Here is a 26,906-nt window from a genome sequence, read left to right on the forward strand (position 1 = left end):
ATACCCAGGATTCCACGACAACTGTATATTATTCTCTTCCTGGATTAGTGCAAGATTAGTGGTGTGTAAGTGTTTTGTTAGCGCGGTCAGTGAAGCACCATGCCCCGGGATCCTGGGGCATGGTGCTTTTTCGGTGGTGGGGAGAATGGGAAAAACCAGGGGGTGGACACTCTCGCCGGGGCCGCGCTTCTGGGTGGCCCGTTTCAGGAGAGGAGAGAATGGAGAAAGGCCAGATCTTCCACAATGAGCCGGTCGGCGGCCCCGTGGTCGCTGTACTCGGCCGTGAGGCAGATGGGCCCGCGGTAGTCCATGGCTCTGAGCCGCTCGACCACTGTGGGCCAGGAGGCCCGGCCATGACGGCCGGAGGTCCAGTAGACTTTCCACTGGGCGAATTCTGCCTCGGGGCCATTGGTGCGCTGCCAGAAGCCGTTTTTGAGGTTGACGCAGCACAGGTACGGAGCCACCACGTCCAGGGCGGCGTCCAGGTCCATGCCCTGGAGCGCGTTGTGGGCCGCATCCCAGATGGCGCCCACGTGGCGGGAATCGTAGTCCTTGAGCAGGTGGTACAGCCCCAGCTCATGGACGGCGACGAAGTTGCCTGCGTGGTTCTGGACGCCGATCTGCACCCCGTATTGCTCGCAGAGGGGCAGGGCCGCATCCAGCTGCTCTCGGGCGGCCCGTTCTGCCTCCCAGTAGGGCAGGTTTCCCCGGCGGAACATCACCCGGTTCATGGAGACGCCGGCCTCGGCACAGGCGGCGTAGAGCCGCTCGTCGTCCAGGGGCAGATCGGCGGTGATGTTGAGAATCTGTACCCCCTCCTCCCGCAGGATGGCCGCGGCCTTGGGCAGCTCCCGCTCGATGGAGTCGGGCTCCACCGGGAAGCCGGGGCGCACGGGCAGCTCGATCCAGGTGAAGCCCAGGCGGCGCACGTGGGCCCCCAGCTCGGGCAGGGAGAGGGATTTCCAGGGTTTGACGAAAACGGCGAGTTTGTTATCCGCCATGGATTCACCTCCTGGCAACAAAGTGCTCATCTCTTTGTCAGTGTCTTTGGAGCGACCCACCCGCCAACATCGGCGCAATTTGTGTATGCTGGGGACCGGTCAGGCCATGGTCTCCAACATCTCCAACCGGACCTCGTAGCGCAGGGTTTCGTCGGCGAAGAAGGATTCCAGCTCTTCCACCACAATCTGGCCCTGGCGGCGGCGGGCCTGCACCGAGGCGCCGGCCACGTGGGGGGTGACGATGACGTTGTCCAGTTGTAAGAATGGGCTGTCCGAAGGCAGGGGCTCCTGGTCGAAGACGTCCAGCGCCCCCTGGATGCGGCCAGTGCGCAGCTCGGCCAGCAGCGCGTCCTGATCCACGGTATGGGAACGGGCAGTGTTGATGAAGATGGCGCCGTCGGGCAGGAGCTGCAACTGGCGTGAACCGACCATGTGGTAGGTCTCCGCGGTGGGCGGCGCCTGCATGGTCACGATGGGGCAGCCGGCAAAGAGCTCGTCCAGCTCCACTTTGCGCACACCCAGCTCGGCGGCGCGGGAGGGGGGCAGGTAGGGGTCGTAGACCCACACCTCGGCCTTCAACGCGGTCAGGAGCTGAATGACGCAGCGGCCGGTGTAACCGGCGCCGACCACGCCCACCCGGTTGCCCGCCAGCTCCTGGCCCATCCCCTGTTCTTTCACCTCCCGCCAGGGCGTGCCGGCCTTCAGGAGGCGATCCAGGATGTGCACCCGACGCAGGCAGATCAGGATCAGGGTCAGGGTCATCTCGGCCACGGCAGGGGCGATGGCAGCCGCGGCATGGGTCACGGCGATGCCCCGCTGAAAGACCGCAGGCGGGAGCATCTTCTTGATGGAGCCGGCTGAGTGGGCGATGAGGCGCAGGCGGTCGGCCGCATCCAGCACTTCGTCGGTGAAGGGGGGAGAGCCCCAACCGGTGACGACGGCATCGTAGCCGGAAATCCGGGCGGCCAGTTCTTCTGATGACCAGTTGCGCTCCTCGGGGTTGAACGTGACATCGGCCAGGGCCCGCAGCCGGGCATCGGCCTCGTCGCTGAAGAGGGTCTGGTAGAGGCTGGGTGGTGTGAGAACCAGGACTTTGGGTTTTGCGGTCATCATTTCGTTCCTTCCAGGGAGTGGGCGTGTTGGGTAACCCATTGGGCAAAGTCTTCCATCTCGTCCACCCGCAGGCCCAGGCCGGCCCCCTGGAGGGAGTCGGTGCGAATGTGGCCATTGCGGACGTGGACGATATGGGGATGGATGGTTGCTTCCCGGGCGTTGGCGGCGGGAAAGAACTGTCGGGAGTTGGCCTCCACCCCCAGGATGGGGTGGCTGCGCGCGGCCAGGCCCACCGACTGGAGTAGGGCCAGGGAGGGATTGGTCAGGTCCTGCACCGCGTAGGGGATGTGGGCCAGCTCGGCCATGGTCAGGAAGAGGAGGTCGGCGGAAAGACATTTGCAGCTCTTGAGGGCGATGCCGGACCAGCCCAACGCCAGGGCCCGCTCGAAATCCTCCAGGGAGGCCAGGCTTTCGTCGATGAGGACCGGTTTCAGCCGGGCCAGGCCGCGCATGTCCCAGCCGTGGGCAGAGAGATCTCGGCCGGTGGGCTGCTCCAGGTAGAGGATCTCGTCGTAGACGTGGGGGGCCCTCTCCTGGATCTTCCGCAGGTATGCCACCATGTAGTCGGGAGACTCGCACTGCTCGTTGGTATCGACGGTGAGATAGGGGCGGGCCGGGAGATCCGGCCGCCGGCTCTCCCGCACTTCATGATAGACCCGGGAGACGGCCAGGGTCCGCTCCAGATCCCAGTCCAGGTCCCGCCCCTGGAGCTTGACCTTCAGGCAGTAGACCCCATCCCGCTCGATCCAGTCGTCCAGGGAATTGGGGATGCCGTCCTGGGGATACTCGTCGGTGACCTCCTCCCGGCGCAGCAGATCCAGGCCGCCCACCAGGTGAAAGATCGGCAACCAGGGGACGTAGCGTTGGCGCAGGAACTGGGCGGGGTAGACGCCCTTGTACTCAGGCCCCAGGTAGCGGGCCAGGTCAAAGCCCATGTGATCTGGCCCGTGGCCCAGGTACGAGTCCATGCCGTTGACCTGGCCGAAAGCGTCGTGGACGGCATGGTCCACAGGGCTGGCACAGATCAGCGCGCCCAGAAAGGGCATCTCTTCGTCTGGCGTCAGCCGGGCGCAGATCTGGCGGTTGAGGCGCTGGAGTTCGGCTTCGGACTCCATGAAGATCTCGATGGGGTGGCCGAAGTCCGGATAGGCGGACAGCAGGCGGGCGTATTCCTGAAAGAGGGTTTGCATCACCTGGTTTTTGGCTTCGTGGGAAGCCCTGGAGACGGGCCAGGCCCACAGGTCCATGAGGAACATGGCGCCCCATCCGGTGGCCACCTGGCCGCGACGGTTCTCCGCCGTCACCCGGGCATAGGCGATGGGCAGTTCATCCACCACTACCGCGCCGAACTTGAGGGGGGTGCGGCAGCGGGTCATGACGGTAAAGGTTTCGATGGCGCGGATGCGGATGTCAGTTTGCATGGTGTTTGATGTTGAAAATGAAAATCAGGCCTGAGATGATAGCTGATGCCGAAACTTTATACCGATGCTTCACAACGCTACACTTGAATCTGTGAGCTTGAATCTGTGAGCTTGCGAACATTTGACCCTGCTAACCTTTGACACCGCTCAAGGAAATTCCTTGAATGATGTAACGCTGCATGAAAATGAAGATGGCGAAAGTGGGCAGAAAGCCTATCACGGCCCCTGCCATGTCTAAACCGGCATCCCCGCCGGAGCGTGCGACAGTGCCAAGCCCCACCGTCAATGTAAGCAGATGAGCCCGTGAAGTCACCACCATAGGATACAAGAAAGCGTTCCAATTGCCCATAAAGCGCAATACGGCCAGGGTAGCCATGGCCGGCTTCAATTGGGGCAACAACACAGACCAATAGATTTGCCACAAATTGGCACCATCGATCGTTGCTGCGTCATCGTAGTCACGGGGGATGCTCAAAAACTGCTGGCGCATCAGGAAAGTGCCAAAGATGGAAGCGAACCAGGGGCCGATCAGCGCCGTGTAGGTGTTTACCAGGCCTAACTGAGATAGCACCACAAACTGAGGCACGATCAGCGCGGACTCCGGCATCATCAGGATGCCTAAAAACAGGGTAAAAATGAGCCGTTTCCCAATAAAATCGCCGCGGGCAAAAGCATACCCTGCCATGGTCGAGGTAATCACGCCCCCGACCGTGGATACGGTCGCCACATAAAAGCTATTGAACAGCCAGCGCAGCGCCATGGTTTTACTAAACAGGGTATGAAAATTTTCAAACGTGATCGGATCCGGCAGCAGATCGATCGGAAACGTGATAAAACGAATATTTTGGGTCAAAGAGACCGATATCATAATCAAAAAAGGGCCGGTCGTCGTGATGGCGACGAGTATCATCAACAGATAGATGAGCCCTTGTTTGATCCCTTCCTTGATCATGTTGGCCCGACGCCGATTGGATAGGCGTTGCTGGAGATTCAAATCAGATTCTACAAGCGTGGACTTGGCCGTCGCCATCTCAGCCTCCTGTAGCCGGCATCCATGCGGATTGACGCTGTACTCTCGGGGAGAAAACCAGGAGCTTAATACACTTCTTCACCGAAGCGCAGAAAGCGGGATTGGATCAGCGTAATAATCAAGATAATGATGAAAAAGAGGATCGATAAACTGGACGCATAGCCAAAGCGCCCAAAATTAAAGGCCTGGCTGTAAATGTAATAGACCACGGTCGTCGTGGCATAGACCGGCCCACCACCCGTCAGAATAAAGATGGAGCCGAAAACCTGGAGCGCACCGATGGTTGCCACGATGATGATGAAAGCCGCAGTGGGCCGCAACAAAGGGAGGGTCACATACCGATGCAACTTCCACCCCTCAGCGCCATCCACCCGCGCCGCGTCGTACATTTCGGTCGGGATCCCCTGTAAACCGGCCAGCCAGATCACCATGAAGTAGCCGAAGGCTTCCCACAGACTGATTGCCACAATGCTAGGCATAGCCTGGTGCACATCGATCAGGAACTTTTGTGGAGGAATCCCCACCTGCCCCAACAGAAAGTTAATGGGCGCATCCGGCCGTGGAGACAGGAAACGCCGGAAGACCAGGCTCAATACAGCGATCGAGGTCACGTTGGGCAGGAAGTATAAGGCGCGAAAAAATCGCATCCCAAAAAGGGGGCGGTTAACCAGGATGGCCACGAACAGAGATATCACCACCAGCAAGGGGATGTACATCAACGTGAAGTAGAAGGTATTGAGGACCGCCCGGTGAAGCTGGGGATCGGTCACCATACGCACCAGGTTGCCAAGCCCCACGAACTCCTTAGAACTAAGCAAATCGGTATCATAAAAACTGGTCTCGATCATCGAGATCCAGGGGATTAAATTGAACACAAAGAAAATAACGATGTTGATCAGAATGAACGGATACCAGGGTAACGACTGACGAAGTCGCTTTTTGAGGTTGTCGAAAGAGGTTCTGCGGTGGGCCATCGGGAAAGTGCTAGACATGGTCATAGCTCCATCATGATGAACGAAATCGAAGGCCTTTGAGGTCAACCCCCCATCCTTACGGTAGCTGCACTTTACGGAAGCGCAAAAGCGGAAGATGGCGGAGAGCCTCTAGACCTCAAAGGCCTATCCCTGTTCTTCGACTAGCCGTACTTCTCCTGAAGGAGGGCGGTCAGCTCTTTATCGATGGCCTCCAAAGCCTGCTCCACAGTCTCTTCGCCCAGGAGAGCCGCCTGGAAGTGAGGGCCACACACCACTTTACTTTCCTGCCACAGGGTGTTGGCGTCCACACCGGCAAAGAGATAGGGAGAGAACCGATTCACGTGCTCGAGCACGCACGGATCGGGGTTCCAGAACTCTTTGGCTTTGGTTCCGACCGGGATGGTGCCGGCCAGGTTGTTGTACATGCCGATCATCTCGGGCTGAATCATAAACTTGATCCACGTCACGGCGGCCTCTGGATGCTTGGATTGCTTGGTGATGGCCCAACCCTGACCGGATACAACGCCAGACACGGGCGATATCGAAGGATCTTTGCTGCGGGGATGCCCGATCACATATTCCAGCGCAGGATTGGCTTCGACGTCCTGGATGCAGGCGGCATCCTCCCGACGGGCAGTTACCTGCTCCAGCGCCAGCCAATAATCCGGCACGCCTTCCTGTTCATCCACACTGCCGACAGCCGTCTCCGGCGGTATCCATCCATTCTGATACTCGTTGACCCATCTCGTCAGCGCGTCGATTGCAGGTTGTTCTGTCATCCTCGTGCGGGTCCGGTCCTCGGTATACACAGTTCCACCTGCTTCGTGGACCATGGTGAGCCATTCCGACCAGCTAAAGGTGGTATAAGCCTCCAGGAAAAGCCCTTTTTCCTTGGCCTGCGCGCCCAGGGCCATCAACTCATCCCATGTAGCAAACTGGGCAGTCTCGGGATCATGGCCCAGATCGCGCAGAAGTGCGCCATTGTATGCGATACCGTTCACCTCGGCATCTGTCAAGGGCATGTACAGTTGGCCATCCAAGCTGGCCGCCTCGATTTCGGCCTCGCTATAGTCGGCCAGATCCTCGGGCGATAGGAGATCCGTCAGCGGGAGGATGACATCCTTCTCGATGTAAGCAGGAATCGTATCTGTGGTGGCAAACCAGATATCAGGCGCAGTCCCTGCTGCAGCCGCTGCATAGAGCTTCTCCCGACGCCCGCCCCAGGGCTGCACATCGATCTGGGGCCGAATATTCGGGTGTTTCTCCCGGAAGATCTCCATCATGGGCTTATAGACCAACTCCGCGTCATTCTCAGTGCGAGGATAGGTCCAAATCTCCAGGACGATCTCATCCCCTGTGCTCTCGCTCGCCCCACCCGATTGTGGAGCTGCGGCAGGCGCACACCCCACGACCAATGCAGCCCCGCTGACCAGGGCGGAAAGGCGCAGAAACTCCCGCCGTGTCAATCCTACACCAACACCCCGTGCTTTGCTCTCAGGAGCCATCGTATCCTCCTTTGCAATACTTAAAGTGAAAGTAGACACGCAAAACAACCATCAGCGCACAAACCTACACTGAATTACAAATTGTCAACACGTGCCTTTGTGCCGCTGAATCGGACATACAGGCAGCGTTTCAAGAAATGGAATGGGAGAGACGAAATATCTCGACGGAGACGATTCCAGGGTATCACAACACAACCACTTTGTCAATATCAATTACAAAATAAATGATCCAAAAAGCCACACGCACCTCTCACAGCAAGCCTGGCATCCGCAACCCTCGGGTAAACCAACCGGGGTCAATCGGAGGATGCGGCAATCCACACCTGGCACACCTCGCCACTTTTGCATTTCTATTGACAAACAAGGGGTCTTGTGTTATCTCAGAGGGGAGTTTGGCAATCCCGCCAGAAGCGACTACGATTAATACTCCATAAAATACTCCCATGCCGGTATAAACTCTCTCGGGGCACCCATTGAATCCGTTTCGCATCGACTCTTGAACGTCCACCACCGCACGGAGCGACGAAATTGAACCAACGTGCTGGGCAACCAGAATTGTTGAAGGAGATCAACCGAGCCCGGCTTTTTGACGAGCTCAAAGCGGCCCGCGTCCTCTCCCGGCCCGAGCTGGCCCAGCGCACCGGCCTGAGCCGGGCCGCTGTCACGGTGTTGATGGAGGATCTCATCAAAGTGGGCGTGGCCCGGGAGAGTGGCCTGGGCAATTCCACCGGGGGGCGCCCGCCGGTTCTGCTGGAGTTCAACCCCGACGCAGCGTACGCCATCGGCGCCCGCATGCGGGACAGCCAGTGGGGCATTGTGATGACCAACCTGGACGCCCAGGTCATTCACTCTCTGGATGTACCCATCCCAAATTCGACCCCAGAAGCTGCAGTGCGCTCCCTGTGCGACGGGGTGCGGGCCCTCATGGCCCAGGTCCATGAGGCGCAAATCTTACCGGCCCTGGGGGTGGGAACGCCAGGTCTCGTGGATATGTCGACCGGGGTCATTAAATCGGCTGTAGACGTGGGGTGGTTTGAGGTCCCTTTTCGGGATATGGTTGAAGAAGAACTGGGGATGCGCACGTTTGTGGCCAATCGCAGTAAGGTGGGCGCCCTCGCCGAACTCTGGTGCGATCCCCAGCCCGGCATCACAGAGATCATCTACATCTCCATCGGCACCGGTATCGCCGCAGGCATTGTCCACGAGAATAAACTCTACATCGGCGCCAATTCCAGTGCCGGGGAGTTGGGCCATGTGACTGTCCTGCCGGACGGACCGCTGTGTCCCTGCGGCAATCGTGGCTGCCTGCAACAACTGGCCTCTGGACCGGCCATCGCCAACCGGGCACGGGCCGCGCTCCGCAGCGCGGAAGATAGCTTCCTGCGGGCTTTAACCGGCGATCACCCCGAACGCCTTACCGCATCGACCGTCTTTATGGCCGCGGAAGCCGGCGATCCCATCGCCCAACAGGTTGTCCTGGAGACGGCTCAATATCTAGGGCTGGCCATCGCCAACCTGATCAATTTATTTAACCCGCAGCTGATCGTCATCGGCGGCCCCGTGGGGCAGGAAGGGCGTATCTTATTGGATCCCCTGCGGGCAGAAGTACAACGTCGGGCCATGGCGTACCCCCTGTCGGCCCTCGAGATCGTGATGAGCAACCTGGGCCAATATGCCGGCGCCATTGGCGCTGCCGTCCTGGTCCTGCAACATGCCAGTGAGCTCATTTTTGCACGCCATTGAGTTCATCCATTGGTTGTAGTGGCAGATGCTTTCATACTATAATTTCTCCAGAGCGCGTTTCCCCCGAAGGAGAAGTCGATGAGCATCATCAGCATCATCCAGGAATTCCCGCCAGAGCTGCAGCCCTCCATGCTCAAGTTGATAGAGGCCCTGGAGCGCGATCTGCGGGAAAAATATGCGGTGCGTCGGGAAGACTTCGATGCCCTCCGTGCCACTGTCCAGGAGCTGGCCGAGGCTCAACGCCGCACCGAGCAACGGGTCGAGGAGCTGGCCGAGGCCCAGCGCCGCACCGAGCAACGGGTCGAAGAGCTGGCCGAGGCCCAGCGCCGCACCGAGCAGCGGGTCGAAGAGCTGGCCGAGGCCCAGCGCCACACCGAGCAACAGGTCAGCCGCCTGGAGGAGGCAGTGTCGGCACTGGCCGAAGCCCAGCGCCGCACCGAGCAGCGGATCGAAGCGCTGACGGAGCGCATGGATCGCCTGGTGCAAACCATGGAGCGCTTCCAGGACGCCCTGGCCAAAAACACAGGGTGGCGGCTGGAGCAGTCGTATCGGGAAAAGGCCTATGCCTACTTCGGCCGGGTACTCCGGCGCGTCCGGATCGTGCCCATCCAGGAGATCGAGGAGCAGCTCGAGACGCTGCCCCCTGCCGACCGGGATGAACTCCTGCTGCTGGACCTCATTGTGCGAGGACGCCCCCGTGACCTGGATGTGCCCACCGACGTCTATCTGGCCGTGGAAGTCTCCTCTGTGGTGGACCGCAATGATGTGGAGCGGGCACGGCGCCGCGCCGCCATTCTACGCTCCCTGGGCCATGTGGCTGTCCCCGTGGTGGCGGGAGAAAACGTCTCCCAAGGGGGCATGAACCGCGCCCGGGAAGACCACGTCGCCCTGTTCCAGGATGGCACGTACCAGTTCTGGGACGAAGCCCTCCAACACGCGCTCAACCAATAGCCGGCTCTGCTGTAAAAAGGTCAAAGGCTCATCTCCCAAATGTGTGCGAACCTGTTTGGTTCCCTGTGAAACCAGGATGGATCGCGCATATTTGTGGTAGATGAGCCAAGGTCAAAAATATTGTCCTACCGGGACGTCATCCTCCCGTTGAAAAATACCCGGATCCCAGTAGTGCTATCACTGCCTGGTCGGTGGCATGGGTATCTCCACGTCGAAGCCGGGACGGCTCTTGGTCCGTGCCGGTTCGTCTTCTGCCTCCTCCTCTGTCAGGGACACCACGGGCTGACGCTGGCTTCGGGCCGTGCGGTCGAAGAGGATGGCGTGGACGAATTTAGGACCATGGACCCCCAGGGTCAGGTTCATCTCGATATCGGCCGATTTGCTGGGACCGGTGATCAGGGCTAGGTTGGCGTGGCTGCGGACGTAGTCCACCAGGTGATGCGCCTCCCGCTCTTCGGCCAGCCAGTCCTCCATGGTGGGATAGAGCCGGTCGAAGGGGATCAGGGCAATGTGGCGTAGGGGCAGGAGGCTGGCCGCCCGGCTGGTGCCCGCGCCAGAGGCGACCAGCATGGAACCGGTGCTGGCGAAGGCGGCCTCCACGCCGGTGATCCCATAGCGGATGGCCCGCACAGCTTCCCGGCTTTCGGCCGTGAGCAGGGCGCGGGGCGCCACCAGCTGAATCTCCATGTCGGCCAGGGCCACGTCCAGCCCCGGGATGGGCAGGCTGGCCGGATCCCAGGCCAGGACGCTGCGCTCCTGGCCGGTGACGACGACGGCGCCTTTGCGTTGCAGCTTTTCTTCCTCCATCCACGCCAGAAGACGGTTGATGAGGGCCAACCGGGCTTCGGGCGCAGTCTCCACCACCTGGTAGCTGCCGTGGAGTTTCTCCAGCTCCTGGCCGAAGCGGTGGGCCAGCTCCACCTGGGTGCCGCTGGCCGAGGTGACGGTCATGCGGGTTTCCGGTGTGAGGGGCTCTACCCGGGCCGGCGGGAAACGCAGGTCCGGCCGGGCCAAAGTCTGGCGCAATTTGCCCAGAATTTCATCGCGGGCTTCCACGGTCAACCTCCTCGTTGGATGGTGCGGCGACGGGCCATGCGCTCCGCCCACAGCTCCCGAAAGCTCTTTTTGGCAAAGGGCGGGAAGTCCCGGCTTTGGGTCCAGGCTGAAAGGGGAGGCGGCATGAACTTCAGGTTGCCGCCGCTGAGTGCGGCCATGGTATTGCTGGCCAGGCTGGCCAGTTTGCCCGCGTTTTCATAGCTGCGGCGGCTGCTCATGGTGCGGACGAAGATTTCCATGGCCTGGCGTTCCAGCCAGGGCGCCTGGTTGGCCTCCACCTGGTCGCTGCGCAGGTCCAGCAGTAGCCGGGGCAGGTCGATCTTCACCGGGCAGGCGTCCCGGCAGGCGCCGCAGAGGCTGCTGGCGTGGGGCAGCTTCTCCGCGTTGGTCACCTGGGCCGGCAGCAGAGGGCTGATCACCGCGCCGATGGGGCCGCTGTAGGTGCTGCCATAGGCGTGGCCGCCAATCTCCCGGTAGACGGGGCAGACATTCAGGCAGGCGCCACAGCGCACGCAGAGCAACGCCTCGCCGTAGCCCCGGGCCAGCATGTCGCTGCGGCCGTTGTCCAGAAGCACCACGTGGAACTCCTCGGGCCCATCCACGTCCCCCTCCCGCCGGGGGCCGCTGGTAAGGGAAAGGTAGACGCTGCACTGCTGGCCGGTGGAGCTGCGGCACAGGGCCTGGTACTGGAGGAAGGCGTCCTCCACCGTGGGGACCAGCTTCTCGATGCCCATGACAGCCACGTAGACCCGGGGCATGGAGGTGACCATGCGGCCGTTGCCCTCGTTGGTGACGATGCAGACGGTTCCCGTCTCGGCGATGGCGAAGTTGACCCCGCTGATGCCCATCTCCGCGGTGAGGAACTCCTGGCGCAGGCGAGCCCGGGCGATGGCGCACATCTGCTCGGGATCCAGGGTGGGGGGCATGTCCAGCTTCTCCTGGAAGACGGCGCTGATGTCCTCCAGCCGTTTGTGGACCACCGGCGCCACGATGTGGCTGGGCGGCTCGCCGGCCAGCTGGATGATATACTCGCCCAGGTCGGTCTCCACCACCTTCAGGCCAGCCTCCTCCAGGGCCTGGTTCAGGTGGATCTCTTCGGTGACCATGGACTTGGACTTGACCACCTTCTGGACGTTGGCCTGGCGAGCGATCTCCAGAACGATGGCCTGGGCCTCACTTGCGTCCCGGGCCCAGTGGACATGGCCGCCGTTGGCCGTGATGTTACGCTCCAGCTCCTCCAGCAAATCCGGCAGGTTCCGCAGGACGTACTCCTTCATCTGGCGGGTTTGGTCCCGCAGCCGCTGGCCGTCCACCGCGGTCATGGCCGCCACCCGGGCGCTGCTGAGGCGGACGGTGGAACGGCTGAGTGCGGTTTTCAGGTGTAGATTCTGGAGGGCAAGCTTCACCCGCTCTTTGTAAGGCGCGTGCAGGTCGATGGTGGATGTGGCCATGGTGCTCTCCTCTCAACGAATGTCCTGCCACCGGCGGGGCTGCTGGACCGCCTCCTGGTCTGGCGCCGGGGGTGGAGGTGGGGCTTCCACGTCCACCTGGCTGTTGAGGATCTGGGCGATGTGGACCGCCCGGCAGTGCTGTCCCTGGCGGCTGAGCAGACCGTTGATGTGGGTCATGCAGCTCACGTCGCACAGGGCGACCACGTCGGCGCCGCTCTGGGCCAGGTAGCGGGCCTTGCGCTGGCCCATGGCGGTGCTGATGCCGGCATTTTTGATGGAAAAGAGGCCGCCAAAGCCACAGCACTCCTCGGCGCCGGTCAGCTCCACCAGTTCCGCGTCCTGGACGTTGGCCAGCAGCGTCCGGGGCTGGGCATCCACCTGGAGCTCCCGCAGCAGGTGACAGCAGGCGTGGTAGGTGACCTTGCCGGGAAAGCGGGCGCCGGTGTCGGTCACGCCCAGGACATCCACCAGGAATTCGGTGAGCTCGAAGGTGACCGCGGCCAGGGACTCGCAACGGCGCCGTTCGGCCGGGTTGGCTGCGCTGTCGAAGAGGGTGGCGTAGAAGTGGCTGGTCATGGTGGTGCAGCTACCGCTGGGCGCCACGATGGCGTCCACCTGGCCCTGTTCCACCAGGGGACCGAAGATCTCCAGGAAGCGCCGGGCCAGGACCCGGGCCTCGTCCCGGTAGCCGGCGTTGAAGGCCGGCTGGCCGCAGCAGGTCTGTTCTTCCGGGAAGATGACCTCGACGCCATGGCGCTCCAGCAGCTCCACGGTGGCCATGCCCACTTCGGGGTAGATCATGTCGACCATACAGGTGACAAAGAGGGCGACGCGGCGGGGTGGTTGCTCGAAGGTTTTCCGGTGCATGATCGATTCATCTCAGCAGTCTGGCGTAAATACCGCGGCGGAAATCTGACTGCGCTGACTGGAGGGGACGCTACCGGTGAATGTCCGCCGGGATTTACGCAGTCGGTTCACAAAAGTGGCAGCACGGCCGACTGGGCAGGCAGGGTTGTCACTTCCACCCGGTCGCCGTGCATGAAGCAGTTGATCTCGCTGCGGATGCCCACCCCCCTGGCTTCGCCGCTGTCGTCGAAGTCGTAGCCGGGCAGGTAGATGCCTGGCTCGATGGTGAACATCACGCCGGGGATGAGACGGCGCTGGTCCTGGGTTTCCAGGTTGTCGATGTTCACGCCGACGAAATGGACCTGGGTGCCCAGGCTGTGGCCGGTGCGGTGGATGAAGTGGGGGCCGAAGCCGGCGTCGGCGATGACCTGGCGACAGGCGTCGTCCACCGCGTAGCCGTAGACAGGCCGCCCCGCGTCCAGTTCAGCCTGGATGTACGCCACCGCCCGGTCCCGGGCCGCGGCCACCACCTGGAAGACGTGCCGAACTTTGGGCGGTACCTCGGGGCCGCAGTAGGCGGTCCAGGTGATGTCGGCAAAGCAGGCCTGGGGATCGCCCTGCTCTCGGGCCCAGAGGTCGATGAGGAGTATGTCGCCCGGGCGGATGGGCCGGCGGCGGTCGGCGGAAGGCGCAAAGTGGGGGTTGGCGGCATCGCCGTTGACCGCCACGATGGGCGGGTGATCACTGTCCATGTTGGCGGCGGCGAAGCGCTCCAGGATGAACTGCTGGACGTCGTAGTCGGTGATGGAGTCCCCAGTCTGGAGCCGTTGGGCGACCAGGGCGAAGGCCGCGTCCTTGGCCGCCAGGCAGGCTTCTGCCGCGCGGCGGTGGCTCTGGAGCTGGCCCAACGTCAACACCGCCTGCACCTGCTGCACCAGGTCGGCGCTGCTGACGATCTCCGCGGCGGTTGCGGCTTCCACCAGCTCCTTGGTGCCCGCGTCCACGGTGCTGACGTAGGGGATGGCGCCCTGGGGGCTGTACTCCATGGCAATGCGGGGCCGGCGGCCGTCCGCGCCGACAACCAGCCGGGCCAGACGTTCCCGCAGCTGGCGCCAGCCCACATAGGTCAGGATCGGGTCGGTCACGTGGGCGAAGGTGGTGGTTTCGATGGCATGGACCAGCCAGGTGGGCTCTCCCTGGGCGGGAATCCAGAGGAACCAGCGGCGGGTACCGCTGTGGCGCAGGCCGGCCACGTGGAGGGCGATGGGGTTGGTGCCCCGGAAGTCGTAGAGCAGCCAGCCATCCAGCCCATTTTCCTGCAGGTAGGCTTGAATTCTGCTTCGGTTCACGGTTTGGATCCCACGGCAGAACAGGTGAGAAGCCCCGGGGAGGGCATCGGTTCGTCTTGACCAATCTGGCATGTCCATTATGGCACGGTTTAGGGCGGACGTCCAATTGCCGGTGGGAATTGGTATGGATCTGACCTCGAACGTCTGTTCTGTCAGGCCGGGAAAAATTTGACAGGGCCCGCCGTTCTGGTACAATGGGGGCAATCAATTTGGGCGAGCCATATGGTGTGACCACGCCTCTTCCGTGGCGGCCCCTCACTATCTCTCACAGTCGTGGTTGAACCCCATCGCCCCAGGCGATGCCAACAATACCCCCGTATTTTTCACGTCCAAAGGAGGACTCGATGTTTCAGCAGATCATGCTCGTCGGCAATCTGGGCAGCGATCCGGAGATGCGGTATACGCCCAGTGGCGTGCCTGTGGCCAGTTTTAGCCTGGCCGTCAACCGGGTCTGGAACAGCCAGGATGGCCAGCGCCAGGAGAAGACCACCTGGTTCCGGGTCACGGCCTGGCGGCGGGACGCGGAATTGGTCAGCCAGTATCTGAGCAAGGGGCGTCAGGTATTGGTCTTGGGCGAGGTGGAAGAGGCCCGTCCCTGGACCGACCGGGATGGTAACCTGCGCGCGTCCCTGGAGGTGACGGCCCGGACCATTCGCTTCCTGGGTGGTCGGGACGGCGGCGGTAGCAGCTTCAGCGCCGATCCGGGCGCCATGGCCGGCGGGGAGGAGCAGCTCAGCGACGAGGACATCCCGTTCTAGGCCGCCGAAGACGATTCTGTTACATCTGCCACACGCGAAAAAATGCGCCAGTGATATCCTGGCGCATTTTTTATGGGCCTGATTCCGGCGCGCCCGGGGACTCCCCTCTCCATCTCTGTGGTGAAATACCCCTCAATACTTGTAATCCTCTCGCACGGGGCTGAAGACGTCCAGCGCGCGGGCGTCTTGGTCACCGGCCACCACGGTGTGTTCCACCCCGCCGGGGATGACGTACATGTCACCCGGGCGCAGGGTCCGGGTCTCCCCGCCGACGGTGAAGGTCAGCTCCCCTTCCAGCACAATGCCGGCCTGTTCGTGGGGATGGCTGTGGGGCGGCACCACCGAGTGGGCTGGCAGATCCACCAGGGAGAGGAGCATCTTCTCCCCCCAGAAGGTCCGGGCGGTGATCCCGGCGAAGAGTTCCTTGCTTTCCCGCTCTTCGGGCGTGAAAAAGTACATGGCGCTCTCCTTTTCCATTGAGGATGTGAATATGCTGAGTTATATGGGTATGCAGGTGATACGTTGACGCCGTGCGGCCATCCGGCCGCGGCCGCAGTCGTGGGCCGGATCAGTGTACTATGGATCGGGATGGCGGGCAACGCATCCCAATGGCCCGGGTGCGTCCCGGATTTTTTTGGGGCCCAACGTGCTGCGGCCGCCGGGGTCCCCGGTGCCATTTCCCTCGCATCACCGAGGCCGTAGGTCCCGTTTCCAGACGGGACAGCACCCGTGCGGTATGGATACCGCACCTGCTGGCTATCGGCTGACCAGGGGGATGAAGACCTGTCGGCTGGTATCGCTGCTGCCGCCGGGGTCGGCCGTTGGGGAAGGTTGAGGGGCGGGCGTCGCCTGGGGTGTAGGGGTCGGCCCGGCCTGATCGTAAATGGGCGTCAGATCGGTCCCCTGGACGATGCCCAGGGGCTGGTAGTCGGTGTAGCCGGGGAAGATGGTACCCAGGTTGGGGTTGCCCAGCCGCCGAATGAGGAGTTCGCTGAGCACCCGGCGGTAGTCGGTGGTGATCTCCAAATCCCGGCGGTCGTAGAGCTGGTCGGTGTGGAGGCCGGGCCATTGGCCGTAGACCCTGCCGCCGTTGACCTGGCCGCCCAGGACCAGCATCACGTTGCCGTGGCCATGGTCGGTGCCCCGGCTTTCGTTGGCCCGGAAGCTGCGGCCGAATTCGCTCATGACCACCATGGTGAGCCGCCGGGTGTGGTCCGTGCCGTTGACGTTGCTCAGGTCGGTGTAGAGCGCGGCCAGCCCCTGGGAAAGCTGCCCCAGCTGCGAGGCAAAGTAGCCGCCGCCCTCATCCCCCTGGTACTCGTGGGTATCCCACCCCCCCAGGTCCACCGTGGCCACTCGCAGCCCGAGCTGCATCTTGATCATCTGGGCCACGCTCTGCAGGTTGCGGCCGAACTCGGTGTCGGGATAGGCGGCGCCGTTACCCGGCGTGTACTCGTCCGGGCTGGCCCACTCGATGACGTCCACCGCGTTGAGGGTCTGGAGGCCGGCCTGGTGCAGCCAGGTGCCACCCGCGTACATGTCTCGCAGGGCCTGGCGCATCCAACTGCCGTAGCGCCAGTGGCCGCCGAAGGAGAAGTCGTCTGGGCTGTTCATGCCAATGGATTCGTTGCTGCCGGCCAGGGAGGTGGGTTGCAGGTTGCCCACGGCCAGGGCCGGCAGGATGATCTCCGAAGGCAGGTTGCCGGCGGTCTGGAGGTGGCGGGTGAGCCAGCCGGTGGTGGCGCTCTTGCTGCCGGGCGTGCCCAGCTCCATGTACTGCATGGCATCGAAATGGCTGCGGGTGTCGCTGGTCAGGCCGGCCGCGTGGACGATGGCCAGCCGCTGCTCCTGGAAGAGTTCGTGGAGGTGGGCAGCCGCCGGATGAAGGCCGAAGAAGTCATCCAGGTTGAGGGCGGCATTGGTGCCGCTGGCCGGGATGGCAATTTCCCGCCGTTGGTCCTCGTAGTAACCCCGGTCGTCCCCGGCAATGGGCATGACCACGCTCAGGCCATCACATCCTCCCCGCAGAAAGATCACCAGCAGGATGTCCTGGTTGGGCTCGTCCTCGGCGCTACCGAAGGCGGTGAAACTGATGCCGCCGGTCATGGCGGCGATGGCGGTGGAACACCCCACGAGAAAGCCTCGTCGGCTGACTTTGAACATGCTCTATCAGGCTCCTTTGGCGGTCAGCGCCAGTGAAATGAAGGGGACATCAGGATCAGGCCCACCATGTAGCGTAGCCGTTCCTGGATCTGGTCGGCCGGTAGCTCGTAGTCCGGGTTGCGGCCGTGGGCCATGAACTCGACGATGGGCTGCCGTTCGTCTGCTGGCAGGGTCCGGCCCAGAATGCGATTGCTCCAGTAGTCCACGATCTCGTTGGGCGTTTTCTTGCTGGCCGGCATTTGGGTTTCGGGCTGCAGGCGGTAGTCATCCTTGTTGGGGCCGTCGCCGCCGTAGGTCCAGCCCAAGAGCCAGTTACAGCGCCGCCAGCGTTGCAGCATGGGCATGGTGCTGGACCAGGCCTCCTTGAAGTCCGGGTAGCCGTCGGGCGGATGCCAGCGGAAGAGCCGCTGGCCGGAGTTGCCGAAGTTCCAGAGGAAGCTGTCGGTGGGCTCGAAGTCCGCCTGGGTGGCCCGCAGCATGGCCACCACGTACTCGAAGGGCCGCTTGACCTTTTGTCCCCAGGTGGTGCGGAACTCGTCGGAAAGCAGGATGGTGCGCACCACCCGCTTGAGCTGGTCGGGCGCATCCTTGTGGGCCAGGAAGACGTCGGCCGCGGCCTGGACCACGCTCTCGGGTGGGTGGTCGGCGATCAGGCGGCGGCAGAGGCGCCGACAGACGTGGCGGGCCGTGCCAGGGTGGCTGGCCAGCAGGTCCAGGACGTCGTGGCCGTCTTTGATGCCCTGGTTGTCCGGGATGATCTTGCCCAGGACAAACTTCTGGTAGGGAAAGTGGCGGGAGGAGTCGAACTCGAAGAGGCCGGTGTCCATGTTCACCTGCCAGCCGGTGAAGCAGGTGGTGGCACCGTAGACGTCGGCGTCGATGTAGCCGACCCGGTTGCCGTTGCCGTCCACCAGGGCCGGGTCCTCTGGGCTGCGCACGCCCAGGTAGTTTTCCGCCCCCATGGTGTGGAGCTCGAAGAGCTCCCGGGCGTAGTTTTCGTTGGGGCTGCCGCCGCTGTTGGACTGGTTGTCCAGGTAGAAGAGCATGGCCGGGCTCTGGGCCACGGCTTCCAGCATCTGGCGGAAGTTGCCCAGCATGTGGCCCCGGATGACATCCCGGTCATAGTGGACGAAGACGGGGGCGATCCAATAGTCGAAGCCGTAGACGTTGAAGTGGTTGTGCCAGTGGTCGGCCAGGACTTCCACCAGCTGGCGTTTGCTGTAGACGGCCCGGATGAAGGTGGCTCGTTCCACTTCCCAAGCCGGCAGGTAGCGGTCCTGGTCGCCCTGGACGTGGTCGGCCCAGAGTTGGGCCAGGGATTTGTCCAGGGCGGTGAAACCGTAGGAGGCCAGGCGGGCTTCGCATTCGCTGTCGTCGATGGTCTCGGGGGCCAGCTGCTGCTCCACGTAGGCTTCCAGACGACTTTCCGGCGTGTCGCCCAGGGACTGGAACGCCTGCCAATCCTCGGGGCGGGGGCCGAAGGCCATGCGGTTGAAGACGATGACGGGCAGCGGCGGCAGGGAAGGTACGCCGGCGGCCGCTGCGAAGACAGGGTTGCGGGGAGAGCGCATGGCGGGCGGCGGTTCACCGGAGGCCGGCTGGGCCGCTACGGGCGACGTCTGGACCAGGGAAGCGGCCAGGGCGCTGCCGGCGATGGCGCCACCCCCCCGCAGCAGCCCACGTCGGTTCAGCCGTCTGGCATGCTCCGGTTGCGTGATTCGAGGGGCTTCAAGGGGGGAAGCCGAGTCGGGCATGAACTCCTCCTGGGGTCTGCGTGCAATACACTCAAGCCTTGATTTCCAAGCCCTTGACGGTTCGAGCAACCTTTCAAGCACTTGCCGATTTCGGTCAGCTATACTAGCATAGGATCCAGTTGCTGGACCCACCGCTTGCACTGCTCCCAGGCTACTACAACCTGCCGTCCACACCACGGCCCACCGGCATCATGGGCGAAGAAGCATAGCCGTGGATCCACCACCTGCCCATGATGGCCCATCCAGGCAGGCAAGACAACCGTCATCGGTCGTAGGGTCTGCCGGCCATCTGACGTACCCGTCTTCATCCAGGCGCGCCCGCCCCAAGAGGGCAACACCCCAGAGACAGGGGAAAATTTCCGCGTTTCCCTGGGTCCTCTGCGCTTCGGCAATGCTTTTGTTACACAAGTTGCTTTTGTCACAGACAAGTGAGGAGAACAGACAAAATGGCTCAATGGCATGCGGACACCATCGAAAGCAACGGCATTCGTATCCATTACACCCGCACGGGCGGGGATAAGCCGCCGGTGGTGCTGGCCCACGGCTTTTCCGATGACGGCCTGTGCTGGACGCCGGTGGCGGAGATCCTGCAGGCGGACTACGACGTGATCATGGTGGATGCCCGCGGGCATGGCCGCTCCGATGCGCCGGACGAGGGCTACACGCCGGCCCACATGGCGGCCGACCTGGCCGGCGTCATCACCGGCCTTGGCCTCCACAAACCGGCGGTGCTGGGTCATTCCATGGGCGGGTCGACGGCCATGGCATTGGCTGGGCTGTATCCGGAGCTGCCCGGGGCCATCCTGGTGGAAGACAGTGGGGCACGCAATTACATGGAGGACAATTCTGCCGAGGCCCAGGAACGGCGACGCCAGTGGCACGACCGCATGGTCAAGCTGAAAGGCATGTCCCGGGAGGCCCTGCTGGACTATGCCCGGACCAACATGCCCACCTGGCCCGAGGCCGAGCTGGGGCCCTGGGTCGACGCCAAGCTGCGCTTCAACCTCAAGGCCTTGAATCGTGGAGGAGCCACTGGGATGGATTGGGACCAGATCTTACGCAGCATCACCTGCCCGGCCCTCTTGTTGACGGCAGACCCCGAGCTGGGCGCCATGGTGACGGCGGAGCGCGCCGCCCAGATGCAGGCCTTGATCCCCCAACTTCAGGTGGTCCACATCCCCGGGGCCGGGCACAACATCCGTCGGGAACAGTTTGGCCCGTACATGGAGGCCGTGCGCAACTTCCTGGCCCAGGTGACCCAAGGCGCGAGGGGGTGACTGCCATGCTGGTTCCGTTGACGGCTGAACAACAACAGTGGGTGGATTCCACCCTGCAATCGATGACGCTCTCCCAGTGTGTGGGGCAACTGCTGTGCGCCTCCCATCCCCGTTTCACCACCGACGAGTGGCTGGCGCTGCTGGACCGGGTGCCCCTGGGCGCGTTGACCGTGCGCCACGTCTCCAGTCCGGAGTTGCGGGAGCAGATGCAGCGCCTGCAGGAGCGATCTCCGATCCCGCTCCTGGTGGCTGGGGATCTGGAGCACGGGGCCAACGCCCTGACCGACGGCACCCAATTCCCCTGGATGATGGCGGCCGGCGCGGCCGACGATGAAGCGCTGATGCGGCAGATGGGCCAGGCCACCGCCGCGGAGGCCCGCCACGCCGGCATCCACTGGACCTTCGCGCCTGTGGTAGACCTGAACTATAACTTCAACAACCCCATCACCAACGTCCGGGCCCTGAGCGACCAGCCGGATCGGGTGATCCGCCTGGCCACAGCCCTGATCCAGGGGATGCAGGCCGACGGGCTGCTGGCCGCCACTGCCAAGCACTTCCCCGGCGATGGCATGGATGACCGGGACCAACATCTGGCGACCACGGTCAACCACCTGCCCTTCGCCCAGTGGCAGGAGACCTACGGCCGGGTCTGGCGGGCGGTGATTGACGCCGGCGTGATGTGTGTGATGCCCGGCCACATTTCCCTGCCCGACTACCAGGGGTTCACCGACCAGCCGGAAGCCGCGCCGCCGGCCACCCTCAGCGCCCACCTGCTTCAGGATCTGCTGCGCAAAGAGCTGGGATTCGACGGCGTGATCATTTCGGACGCCTCCGGGATGATCGGCCTGACCACGCGCGTCCCCGGGGACGAGCGAGCCGTGCGGTGCATCCAGGCCGGCTGTGACGTCTATCTGTTTCCTGAAACCCTCCAGGACTATGAGCGGCTGTTGCAGGCAGTCCAGGAAGGACGCCTGGCCGAGGAGCGGGTGTGGGACGCCGCCCGGCGGGTGCTGGAGCTCAAGGCCCGGCTGAACCTGCACCGAGATCCCTTTGGGCCGAAGCCGTCCGACGCCGACACGGCCCGCCACCACCAGGCAGCCCAGGAAATGGCCGACAAAAGCATCACCGTCCTGCGTGGCGACGGCTGCCCACCGGCGGATCTCCAGCCTGGAAGTCGGGTGCTGACTGTGACCATCGGGGCGGTGAGTCCCTTCAGCCGGTTCATGCCCCAGCCGGAGCTCCCCATCTTTGACGAGGAGCTGCGCCGGCGAGGTTTTCATGTAACCCATCTCCTCAACCCGGGCGATGATGAGCTGCTGGCCGCGGCGGCCGCGGCCGATGTGGCTTTCGTCAATCTGCTCGCGCTCCCCTACATGGTGCTGGGGATCATCCGCAACCTGGTGGGGCACCTGGGATACTGGCGCTGGCGTTCGCTGTTCATGGATCATCCCCGTGTGTACTACACCACGTTCGGCAACCCCTACGTGCTGCACGAGATGCCCCACCTGCCCAACCTCCTGGCCGCCTATGGGGATGCCCCCGTCTCCCAACGTGCGGCGGTGAAGGTGTGGCTGGGCGAGCTGGAAGCCCGGGGCACCTGCCCGGTTCGGCTGCCCCAGGTACGCGTTCGCCCCCTGGCGGACTGAAGGGGGAAAGGAGGGCCCGGTGGAAAAGCCGGGCCTCCCTTGACTCGCCCGCAAAAAGGGGGTTCATCACCGCCGAGACGTAGAGGGTGCAGAAGAAGCCCAGAGAGCGCTCTGGGGGTGTTCTTGCTGTGGAATCATCCTTCAACCCGGTCTGCCAGCCAGTAGGCCGCTATGCCGCCCCCCACGAAACCGAAGAGATGCCCCTGCCACGAGATGCCCGCACGCAGGGGCAACAGGCCCCAGAGCATCCCCCCATAGACGATCAGGACCCCCACGGCCAGGGCCACAGCCCATCCGCGCCGTTCCAGGTAGCCCTGCCCCAAGAGAAAGCCCAGGTAGCCGAAGATGACGCCGCTGGCGCCCAGGTGAATCGTATTGGGCGAACCAAAGAGCCAGATGCCCAGGCCGCTAACCAGCGCAGCCGTTCCGGTCACCAGCAGAAAGGCCCGGATCCCCCGCCACAGCACCAGCCAACCCAGCACCACCAGGGGCGCAGTATTGGCCATCAGATGCCCCAGCCCACGGTGGAGGAGGGGCGCGATGAAGAGATGGCGCAGGCCGGCCTGGGTCCTCGGCCGGATGCCCAGGGCATCCAGGTGGCCGCGCCAGAACAAGAGGTCCGCCAGCTCCAACAGCCAGAGGACGCCCACCATGCCGGCCAAAATCCAGAAATGGGTGGTCAGAGTCCGGCGTAGGGTAGACAAATTTGACTCCTCTCCTCGATTGGTGTCGCCGCTCCTTTGCGCTAGAATGAAAGGTTGTGCAAAACCATGGGCCTGCGGGGGAAATGTCTCCTGCTGCAGGCCAGTTGCCCGGCGAAGGCGGGCGCATCCCTTGGAAATGGCCCCGGGAGTCCCGGGCAGGGTACGCGCTGTGTGAAGGAGGGGACATTGGCTTACTCGCTCAACGATCTGTACCAGCCGCTGCGCAATGTCATGCGCATCAACGGCGCCGTGGTGGGCCTGCTGTTGGGCCTGGCGCTGTTGTTGCTGCCCCGGGCTGTGCTGAGCGACTGGGGCATTCCCCTGGCGGGCGAAACCTGGCCCCTGCGGAGTACCGGAGCCCTTTTGCTGACCTATGGCCTCCATGCCTGGTTGGCGGCCCGGGAACCCATCATCACCCTGGCCAGCCTGGTGCACCTGCTGGTGACCAACGGCCTGCTGGCCCTGGTCCTGCTGGTAGCCTACCTGCAAGGGGAGCTGGCCGGCCTGCACCTGGTGGGGCGGCTGCTCCTGATCGTGATCTTTGCCCTTTGCCTGGCTGGCACCCTGGCCCCCCTGCCCTACCTGCGCCGGGAGCAACGAGCGTAGAACACGCCCCCGACCATCCAACAAACCGTCCAACAAGCGGTCGCAAAGAACGTGAAATTGGATGAACCCTTACCGACCTTGTGAATTCGTTCACATATCTTAAGGTGGATTCTTCCTCCTCCTTGTGGACAGAGAGCAGCATGGCGCCATGCTGCTCTCTGGTCGTTTCTGCATCCAAACCATCTGACCCTGTTACGCACTGCATTACGCACTGGAGCGCCGGAAGTTGCGGCGTGGGGCGCGTCCTCGCCGCCCTGCACCTGTGAGCGACGCTTTCGGGCGGGTAGGTGAGCCGTGCCGGTCCATCTGGGACCAACACGCTGAACCCTCTGGCGCCGGATAGACGTCCACTGAAGGGCTGTGCTATAGTAGGGTCAAATTCAAGGCGGCCCGTTACCTGCCCGTGGGAGACAATGCCAGTTGGGGCCGCCATGGCAGTCCCCCGGGCGGGAGCTGCCCACCCCGTTCGACGCCATACATCCAGACCATTTACATCCTGTTGCCGGAGGGATGCGACGACCATGAACCTGCTGAAACGACTCTGGGGGCGAACTACGCTGGATGGCGAAAAGCTGGCCGCCTCCGACGATCTTCAGGAGTATGCCCAGATCCATCTCCTGGCCGAATTCGTCGAAACCCGGCCGCTCCATTCCACGGCGGACCAGCAGCGGTGGAACCGGGTGTTACCCCGGCCGTATCAGGAGACCATCCAGCTCTTCCAAAAGCAGGGCTGGCTGGAGGCCAACACCCTGGATCAGTATCGGGTCACGCCGGCGGGGCGGCCCTTCGTCCAGCGCTACCGGGAGCGCCTGGAGGCCGAGAAGGCGGCGATCCTGCCCCAGGTTCGCCAGGCGCTGGAAGCCCGAGACACGAGCGAGGCGCTGGAGATCCGCCGCCGGTACGAGGCCCGCTTTCCCCTGGGCAAGGCCGATTGGACCGGGCCAGAGCCCCAGCTCAACCACAGTGCGCTGACCCGGCGCATTCTCTTCCTGGACCACTGGCTGTTGGAAGGGCTGAGCCTGGAGACGGTGGAGTGGCTCAAGCTCTATGCGGCGGAGCAACACCTGTGGGGCGCCCAGTGGCGGCTATCTCCCCAGGAAATCCCCGCCCACGTGGAGCAGGAACTGGCCACTTCAGGCCTGGATCCGGTGGAAGCCACCTTTTGGAAAGCCCAACAGCTCATCCTCTACGTGGAAAACCATGACACCTGGCAACGCTGCAAGGGTGGAGACCACGTGCGCCGGATGGAAATCGTGGGGCCAGATGACGAGCATACCTGTGAGCACTGTCGCCAGTTCCGGGGCCAGGAATTCCTGGTGGCCCGGGTGCCGGAACTTCCCCATCGGGACTGTACGTCTATTGTTGGGTGTCGCTGCCGTTATGAACCCGTGTTGGAAGTGGACGACGAGGATGGCCTGTGACAGAAGGACGGAGAATCGGAGCGTCCGTTTCCCGACGCTTCATCCCTGTGGTACAATGTTGTGCTGCGACCTGGGTTTGTGTCCAAGAGATTTGTAAGCAGTAACCTGGTTTTCCAGACACATCGCCAACCGATCACCCATTCACAGACAGCACGTACGGGGATAGTGATTCATGAGTTACGATGGCCGCATCCACACCGTCCGCATCGGCGAGGTCACCCGGCACCTGCCCCTCTTCCGGGTAGCCCCCAATGTGAACATCGCCATTTTCAACATGTTGGGGGATACCGAGGTGGTGGAGACTGCCGCCAGGAGCCTGGCCGCACGCATGCCCGCGGGGGCCGACGTCCTGGTGGTGCCGGAAGTCAAGGCCGTCCCCTTGGGCCACGCCCTTTCCGTGCACAGCGGCCTGCCCTATGTGGTGGTCCGCAAGATCAAGAAGCCGTACATGGCCAACTGCCTGGAAGCCGAAGTGACCACCATCACCACCGGCGTGCCCCAGCGGCTCTATCTGGACGGCAAGGATCTGCCCCTGGTGCAGGGAAAGCGGGTGGTGCTGGTGGACGACGTGGTGAGCACAGGCAGCACCCTGGGGGGGCTGCGGGCGCTGATGGAACAGGCCAAAGCCACGGTGGTGGCAGAGATGGCCGTCTTCACCGAGGGCAATGACGGCGACTGGCCCCACATCATTGCCCTGGGGCATTTGCCCATCTTTACAGACGCGTGAGATATGTCCGCACTGATTGAAAAACTGACCAAAGTAGCCGAACGCTACGACGAAATCAACCGGCTGATGGCCGATCCAGAGGTCCTGGCCGACTATCAACGCCTGAACGAGCTGGCCCAGGAACGCAGCGAGCTGGAGGAACTGGTCCAGACCTTCCGACGTTATCAGAACGTTGAACAGCAGCTCCAGGAGAATCGCATGCTGCTGGACGACCAGGACCCGGAGCTGGCCGAGCTGGCGGCCCAGGAAATTGAGAGCCTGGAGGCCGAACAGGAAGCCCTGGAAGAGCGGCTCAAGATCCTGCTGCTACCCAAGGATCCCCGGGACGACAAGAACGTCATCGTGGAGATCCGGGCCGGCACCGGTGGAGACGAGGCAGCGCTCTTTGCCGCGGAGCTCTTTCGCATGTACTCCCGCTGGGCGGAGGACCACAACTTCAAGGTGGAGCTGCTAAGCAGCAACGAGACCGGCATCGGGGGCTTCAAGGAAGTGATCTTCGCCGTGAAGGGCAAGGGCGCGTACAGCCGTCTCAAGTACGAATCCGGTGTCCATCGAGTGCAGCGGGTGCCGGTCACGGAAAGCCAGGGGCGCATCCATACCAGCGCCGCCACCGTGGCCGTGCTGCCGGAGGCCGACGAAGTGGAGATCGAGATTCACGACAACGACATCCGCATCGACATCTTTCGCAGCAGTGGCCCCGGCGGCCAGAGCGTCAACACCACCGACTCCGCCGTGCGCATTACCCACCTGCCCACCGGCATCGTGGTGTCGTGCCAGGACGAGAAGAGCCAGCTCCAAAACAAGATCAAGGCCATGCGTATCCTGCGTTCCCGGCTCTACGACATGGAGCAGCGCCGCCGGGAAGAAGAACTGGGCGCCGCCCGCCGCAGCCAGATCGGCTCCGGCGATCGCAGCGAGAAAATTCGAACGTACAACTTTCCCCAGAGCCGGGTCACCGATCACCGGATCAACAAAACCGTCTACCGCCTGGATGACGTGTTGAACGGCGATCTGGACGAGTTCATCGACGAACTGGCTCAAAACGAGCAGGCCGAACGCCTGCAGGCCCTCGCCGCTGAAACTGCATGAACCGCAAGCCCGACCCTCGGTCTTCCCCCCACCAGGCCCGGCGAAGCGCATCCGGGTCGGGCGCCTGCTGCTCTGTAGGCGCCCTCCCGGTACGCCAGCGCGGATGGTGGTACCCTATCACCAGGCATAACAGACGGCCATTGACGACACCGTTCCGAGAAATGCCGTTCCGAGAGATACTGTTACAAGAGATACAGTATAGCAATGCAGTGCAGACGACAAGGAGGTTGTCTTGGCTATCTTGCAGGTCAACGTTCGACCAGCAAACGGTTTTCGTCGTGGGTCGAGCCCGCAACGGCGCGAGCGGGGGACAGAAGTCTC

The 26,906-nt window shown here is 63.1% G+C and carries 23 protein-coding genes; 9 read left to right on the forward strand and 14 right to left on the reverse strand.

What is annotated here, in order from left to right:
* Positions 1-203: 203 nt before the first annotated feature.
* The 6 genes from FKZ61_RS13595 to FKZ61_RS13620 form a co-directional block, all read right to left on the reverse strand.
* Positions 204-1,001 carry a sugar phosphate isomerase/epimerase family protein gene (locus tag FKZ61_RS13595; protein WP_170199701.1) on the reverse strand — a complete coding sequence of 266 codons (798 nt, stop codon included), beginning with the start codon at positions 999-1,001 and terminating at the stop codon, positions 204-206.
* Between the two features lie 99 nt (positions 1,002-1,100).
* A complete protein-coding gene (locus FKZ61_RS13600) occupies positions 1,101-2,114 on the reverse strand; it encodes a hydroxyacid dehydrogenase (protein WP_170199703.1) in 1,014 nt (337 codons plus the stop codon).
* Positions 2,111-3,535, reverse strand: a complete 1,425-nt coding sequence (locus tag FKZ61_RS13605; protein WP_141610672.1) for an enolase C-terminal domain-like protein — start codon at positions 3,533-3,535, stop codon at positions 2,111-2,113. Before FKZ61_RS13605 ends, FKZ61_RS13600 begins: the two co-directional genes overlap by 4 nt.
* 130 nt (positions 3,536-3,665) lie before the next feature.
* Positions 3,666-4,565, reverse strand: a complete 900-nt coding sequence (locus FKZ61_RS13610; protein ID WP_141610673.1) for a carbohydrate ABC transporter permease — start codon at positions 4,563-4,565, stop codon at positions 3,666-3,668.
* A gap of 65 nt (positions 4,566-4,630) precedes the next feature.
* Positions 4,631-5,557: a carbohydrate ABC transporter permease gene (locus FKZ61_RS13615; RefSeq protein ID WP_170199705.1), complete on the reverse strand. Its 927-nt coding sequence runs from the start codon at positions 5,555-5,557 to the stop codon at positions 4,631-4,633.
* A gap of 143 nt (positions 5,558-5,700) precedes the next feature.
* Positions 5,701-6,822 (reverse strand): extracellular solute-binding protein, encoded by a 1,122-nt coding sequence (locus FKZ61_RS13620; protein WP_229964252.1) that lies wholly within the window; start codon positions 6,820-6,822, stop codon positions 5,701-5,703.
* A 750-nt stretch (positions 6,823-7,572) separates the two neighbouring features.
* Between FKZ61_RS13620 and FKZ61_RS13625 the strand changes: the two genes are divergently transcribed.
* Together FKZ61_RS13625 and FKZ61_RS13630 are read left to right on the forward strand one after the other, a co-directional pair.
* Complete coding sequence (locus tag FKZ61_RS13625; protein ID WP_141610676.1) at positions 7,573-8,787, forward strand: ROK family protein; 1,215 nt, start codon at positions 7,573-7,575, stop codon at positions 8,785-8,787.
* Between the two features lie 78 nt (positions 8,788-8,865).
* Positions 8,866-9,738 (forward strand): hypothetical protein, encoded by an 873-nt coding sequence (locus tag FKZ61_RS13630; RefSeq protein WP_141610677.1) that lies wholly within the window; start codon positions 8,866-8,868, stop codon positions 9,736-9,738.
* 177 nt (positions 9,739-9,915) lie between these two features.
* Here FKZ61_RS13630 and FKZ61_RS24315 read toward each other — a convergent pair whose 3' ends face one another.
* The 4 genes from FKZ61_RS24315 to FKZ61_RS13650 form a co-directional block, all read right to left on the reverse strand.
* The gene (locus FKZ61_RS24315; RefSeq protein ID WP_141610678.1) at positions 9,916-10,794 is read right to left on the reverse strand and encodes a LutC/YkgG family protein; all 879 of its coding nucleotides are present in this window, start codon (positions 10,792-10,794) and stop codon (positions 9,916-9,918) included.
* A gap of 2 nt (positions 10,795-10,796) precedes the next feature.
* Positions 10,797-12,245, reverse strand: a complete 1,449-nt coding sequence (locus FKZ61_RS13640) for a LutB/LldF family L-lactate oxidation iron-sulfur protein (protein WP_141610679.1) — start codon at positions 12,243-12,245, stop codon at positions 10,797-10,799.
* A gap of 12 nt (positions 12,246-12,257) precedes the next feature.
* Positions 12,258-13,112, reverse strand: coding sequence for a (Fe-S)-binding protein (locus FKZ61_RS13645; RefSeq protein ID WP_141610680.1), 855 nt, complete (start codon positions 13,110-13,112; stop codon positions 12,258-12,260).
* Between the two features lie 107 nt (positions 13,113-13,219).
* The gene (locus tag FKZ61_RS13650) at positions 13,220-14,440 is read right to left on the reverse strand and encodes a M24 family metallopeptidase (RefSeq protein ID WP_170199706.1); all 1,221 of its coding nucleotides are present in this window, start codon (positions 14,438-14,440) and stop codon (positions 13,220-13,222) included.
* Between the two features lie 344 nt (positions 14,441-14,784).
* On the opposite strand from FKZ61_RS13650, the gene FKZ61_RS13655 reads away from it, so the two are divergent.
* A complete protein-coding gene (locus FKZ61_RS13655) occupies positions 14,785-15,198 on the forward strand; it encodes a single-stranded DNA-binding protein (RefSeq protein WP_170199708.1) in 414 nt (137 codons plus the stop codon).
* A gap of 132 nt (positions 15,199-15,330) precedes the next feature.
* Here the strand turns inward: FKZ61_RS13655 and FKZ61_RS13660 are convergent, their stop codons facing one another.
* From FKZ61_RS13660 to FKZ61_RS13670, 3 genes are all read right to left on the reverse strand, one after another.
* On the reverse strand, positions 15,331-15,657 hold the full coding sequence (locus FKZ61_RS13660; protein WP_211358556.1) for a cupin domain-containing protein: 327 nt from the start codon (positions 15,655-15,657) through the stop codon (positions 15,331-15,333).
* A 297-nt stretch (positions 15,658-15,954) separates the two neighbouring features.
* On the reverse strand, positions 15,955-17,361 hold the full coding sequence (locus FKZ61_RS13665) for a DUF1501 domain-containing protein (protein ID WP_141610684.1): 1,407 nt from the start codon (positions 17,359-17,361) through the stop codon (positions 15,955-15,957).
* A 23-nt stretch (positions 17,362-17,384) separates the two neighbouring features.
* Entirely contained in the window at positions 17,385-19,115 is a 1,731-nt protein-coding gene (locus tag FKZ61_RS13670; protein WP_141610685.1) for a DUF1800 domain-containing protein, read from the reverse strand.
* Positions 19,116-19,561: 446 nt separating this feature from the next.
* Here FKZ61_RS13670 and FKZ61_RS13675 point away from each other — a divergent pair, with 446 nt between their 5' ends.
* Positions 19,562-20,392, forward strand: coding sequence for an alpha/beta fold hydrolase (locus FKZ61_RS13675; protein WP_141610686.1), 831 nt, complete (start codon positions 19,562-19,564; stop codon positions 20,390-20,392).
* A gap of 5 nt (positions 20,393-20,397) precedes the next feature.
* Complete coding sequence (locus tag FKZ61_RS13680) at positions 20,398-22,038, forward strand: glycoside hydrolase family 3 protein (RefSeq protein ID WP_141610687.1); 1,641 nt, start codon at positions 20,398-20,400, stop codon at positions 22,036-22,038.
* Between the two features lie 134 nt (positions 22,039-22,172).
* On the opposite strand, the gene FKZ61_RS13685 is transcribed toward FKZ61_RS13680, so the two are convergent.
* Positions 22,173-22,742: a rhomboid family intramembrane serine protease gene (locus tag FKZ61_RS13685; RefSeq protein WP_229964253.1), complete on the reverse strand. Its 570-nt coding sequence runs from the start codon at positions 22,740-22,742 to the stop codon at positions 22,173-22,175.
* Positions 22,743-22,928: 186 nt separating this feature from the next.
* Here FKZ61_RS13685 and FKZ61_RS13690 point away from each other — a divergent pair, with 186 nt between their 5' ends.
* The 4 genes from FKZ61_RS13690 to prfA all read left to right on the forward strand — a co-directional run bounded on the left by FKZ61_RS13690 (position 22,929) and on the right by prfA (position 26,585).
* On the forward strand, positions 22,929-23,348 hold the full coding sequence (locus tag FKZ61_RS13690) for a hypothetical protein (protein WP_141610688.1): 420 nt from the start codon (positions 22,929-22,931) through the stop codon (positions 23,346-23,348).
* A gap of 521 nt (positions 23,349-23,869) precedes the next feature.
* Positions 23,870-24,769, forward strand: a complete 900-nt coding sequence (locus FKZ61_RS13695; protein ID WP_141610689.1) for a hypothetical protein — start codon at positions 23,870-23,872, stop codon at positions 24,767-24,769.
* A gap of 172 nt (positions 24,770-24,941) precedes the next feature.
* The gene (locus FKZ61_RS13700) at positions 24,942-25,496 is read left to right on the forward strand and encodes a phosphoribosyltransferase family protein (protein ID WP_141610690.1); all 555 of its coding nucleotides are present in this window, start codon (positions 24,942-24,944) and stop codon (positions 25,494-25,496) included.
* A gap of 3 nt (positions 25,497-25,499) precedes the next feature.
* Positions 25,500-26,585 (forward strand): peptide chain release factor 1, encoded by a 1,086-nt coding sequence (gene prfA / locus FKZ61_RS13705; RefSeq protein ID WP_141610691.1) that lies wholly within the window; start codon positions 25,500-25,502, stop codon positions 26,583-26,585.
* Positions 26,586-26,906 lie beyond the last annotated feature (321 nt).

Source organism: Litorilinea aerophila (assembly GCF_006569185.2).
GTDB lineage: Bacteria > Chloroflexota > Anaerolineae > Caldilineales > Caldilineaceae > Litorilinea > Litorilinea aerophila.

What these genes read in the sequence shown, in the direction of transcription:
- FKZ61_RS13595 (WP_170199701.1), bottom strand. Translation starts at nt 1,001, where the DNA reads ATGGCGGATAACAAACTCGCCGTTTTCGTCAAACCCTGGAAATCCCTC.
- FKZ61_RS13600 (WP_170199703.1), bottom strand. Translation starts at nt 2,114, where the DNA reads ATGATGACCGCAAAACCCAAAGTCCTGGTTCTCACACCACCCAGCCTC.
- FKZ61_RS13605 (WP_141610672.1), bottom strand. Translation starts at nt 3,535, where the DNA reads ATGCAAACTGACATCCGCATCCGCGCCATCGAAACCTTTACCGTCATG.
- FKZ61_RS13610 (WP_141610673.1), bottom strand. Translation starts at nt 4,565, where the DNA reads ATGGCGACGGCCAAGTCCACGCTTGTAGAATCTGATTTGAATCTCCAG.
- FKZ61_RS13615 (WP_170199705.1), bottom strand. Translation starts at nt 5,557, where the DNA reads ATGTCTAGCACTTTCCCGATGGCCCACCGCAGAACCTCTTTCGACAAC.
- FKZ61_RS13620 (WP_229964252.1), bottom strand. Translation starts at nt 6,822, where the DNA reads ATGATGGAGATCTTCCGGGAGAAACACCCGAATATTCGGCCCCAGATC.
- FKZ61_RS13630 (WP_141610677.1), top strand. Translation starts at nt 8,866, where the DNA reads ATGAGCATCATCAGCATCATCCAGGAATTCCCGCCAGAGCTGCAGCCC.
- FKZ61_RS13640 (WP_141610679.1), bottom strand. Translation starts at nt 12,245, where the DNA reads ATGGCCACATCCACCATCGACCTGCACGCGCCTTACAAAGAGCGGGTG.
- FKZ61_RS13645 (WP_141610680.1), bottom strand. Translation starts at nt 13,112, where the DNA reads ATGCACCGGAAAACCTTCGAGCAACCACCCCGCCGCGTCGCCCTCTTT.
- FKZ61_RS13655 (WP_170199708.1), top strand. Translation starts at nt 14,785, where the DNA reads ATGTTTCAGCAGATCATGCTCGTCGGCAATCTGGGCAGCGATCCGGAG.
- FKZ61_RS13660 (WP_211358556.1), bottom strand. Translation starts at nt 15,657, where the DNA reads ATGTACTTTTTCACGCCCGAAGAGCGGGAAAGCAAGGAACTCTTCGCC.
- FKZ61_RS13665 (WP_141610684.1), bottom strand. Translation starts at nt 17,361, where the DNA reads ATGTTCAAAGTCAGCCGACGAGGCTTTCTCGTGGGGTGTTCCACCGCC.
- FKZ61_RS13670 (WP_141610685.1), bottom strand. Translation starts at nt 19,115, where the DNA reads ATGCCCGACTCGGCTTCCCCCCTTGAAGCCCCTCGAATCACGCAACCG.
- FKZ61_RS13675 (WP_141610686.1), top strand. Translation starts at nt 19,562, where the DNA reads ATGGCTCAATGGCATGCGGACACCATCGAAAGCAACGGCATTCGTATC.
- FKZ61_RS13680 (WP_141610687.1), top strand. Translation starts at nt 20,398, where the DNA reads ATGCTGGTTCCGTTGACGGCTGAACAACAACAGTGGGTGGATTCCACC.
- FKZ61_RS13695 (WP_141610689.1), top strand. Translation starts at nt 23,870, where the DNA reads ATGAACCTGCTGAAACGACTCTGGGGGCGAACTACGCTGGATGGCGAA.
- FKZ61_RS13700 (WP_141610690.1), top strand. Translation starts at nt 24,942, where the DNA reads ATGAGTTACGATGGCCGCATCCACACCGTCCGCATCGGCGAGGTCACC.
- prfA (WP_141610691.1), top strand. Translation starts at nt 25,500, where the DNA reads ATGTCCGCACTGATTGAAAAACTGACCAAAGTAGCCGAACGCTACGAC.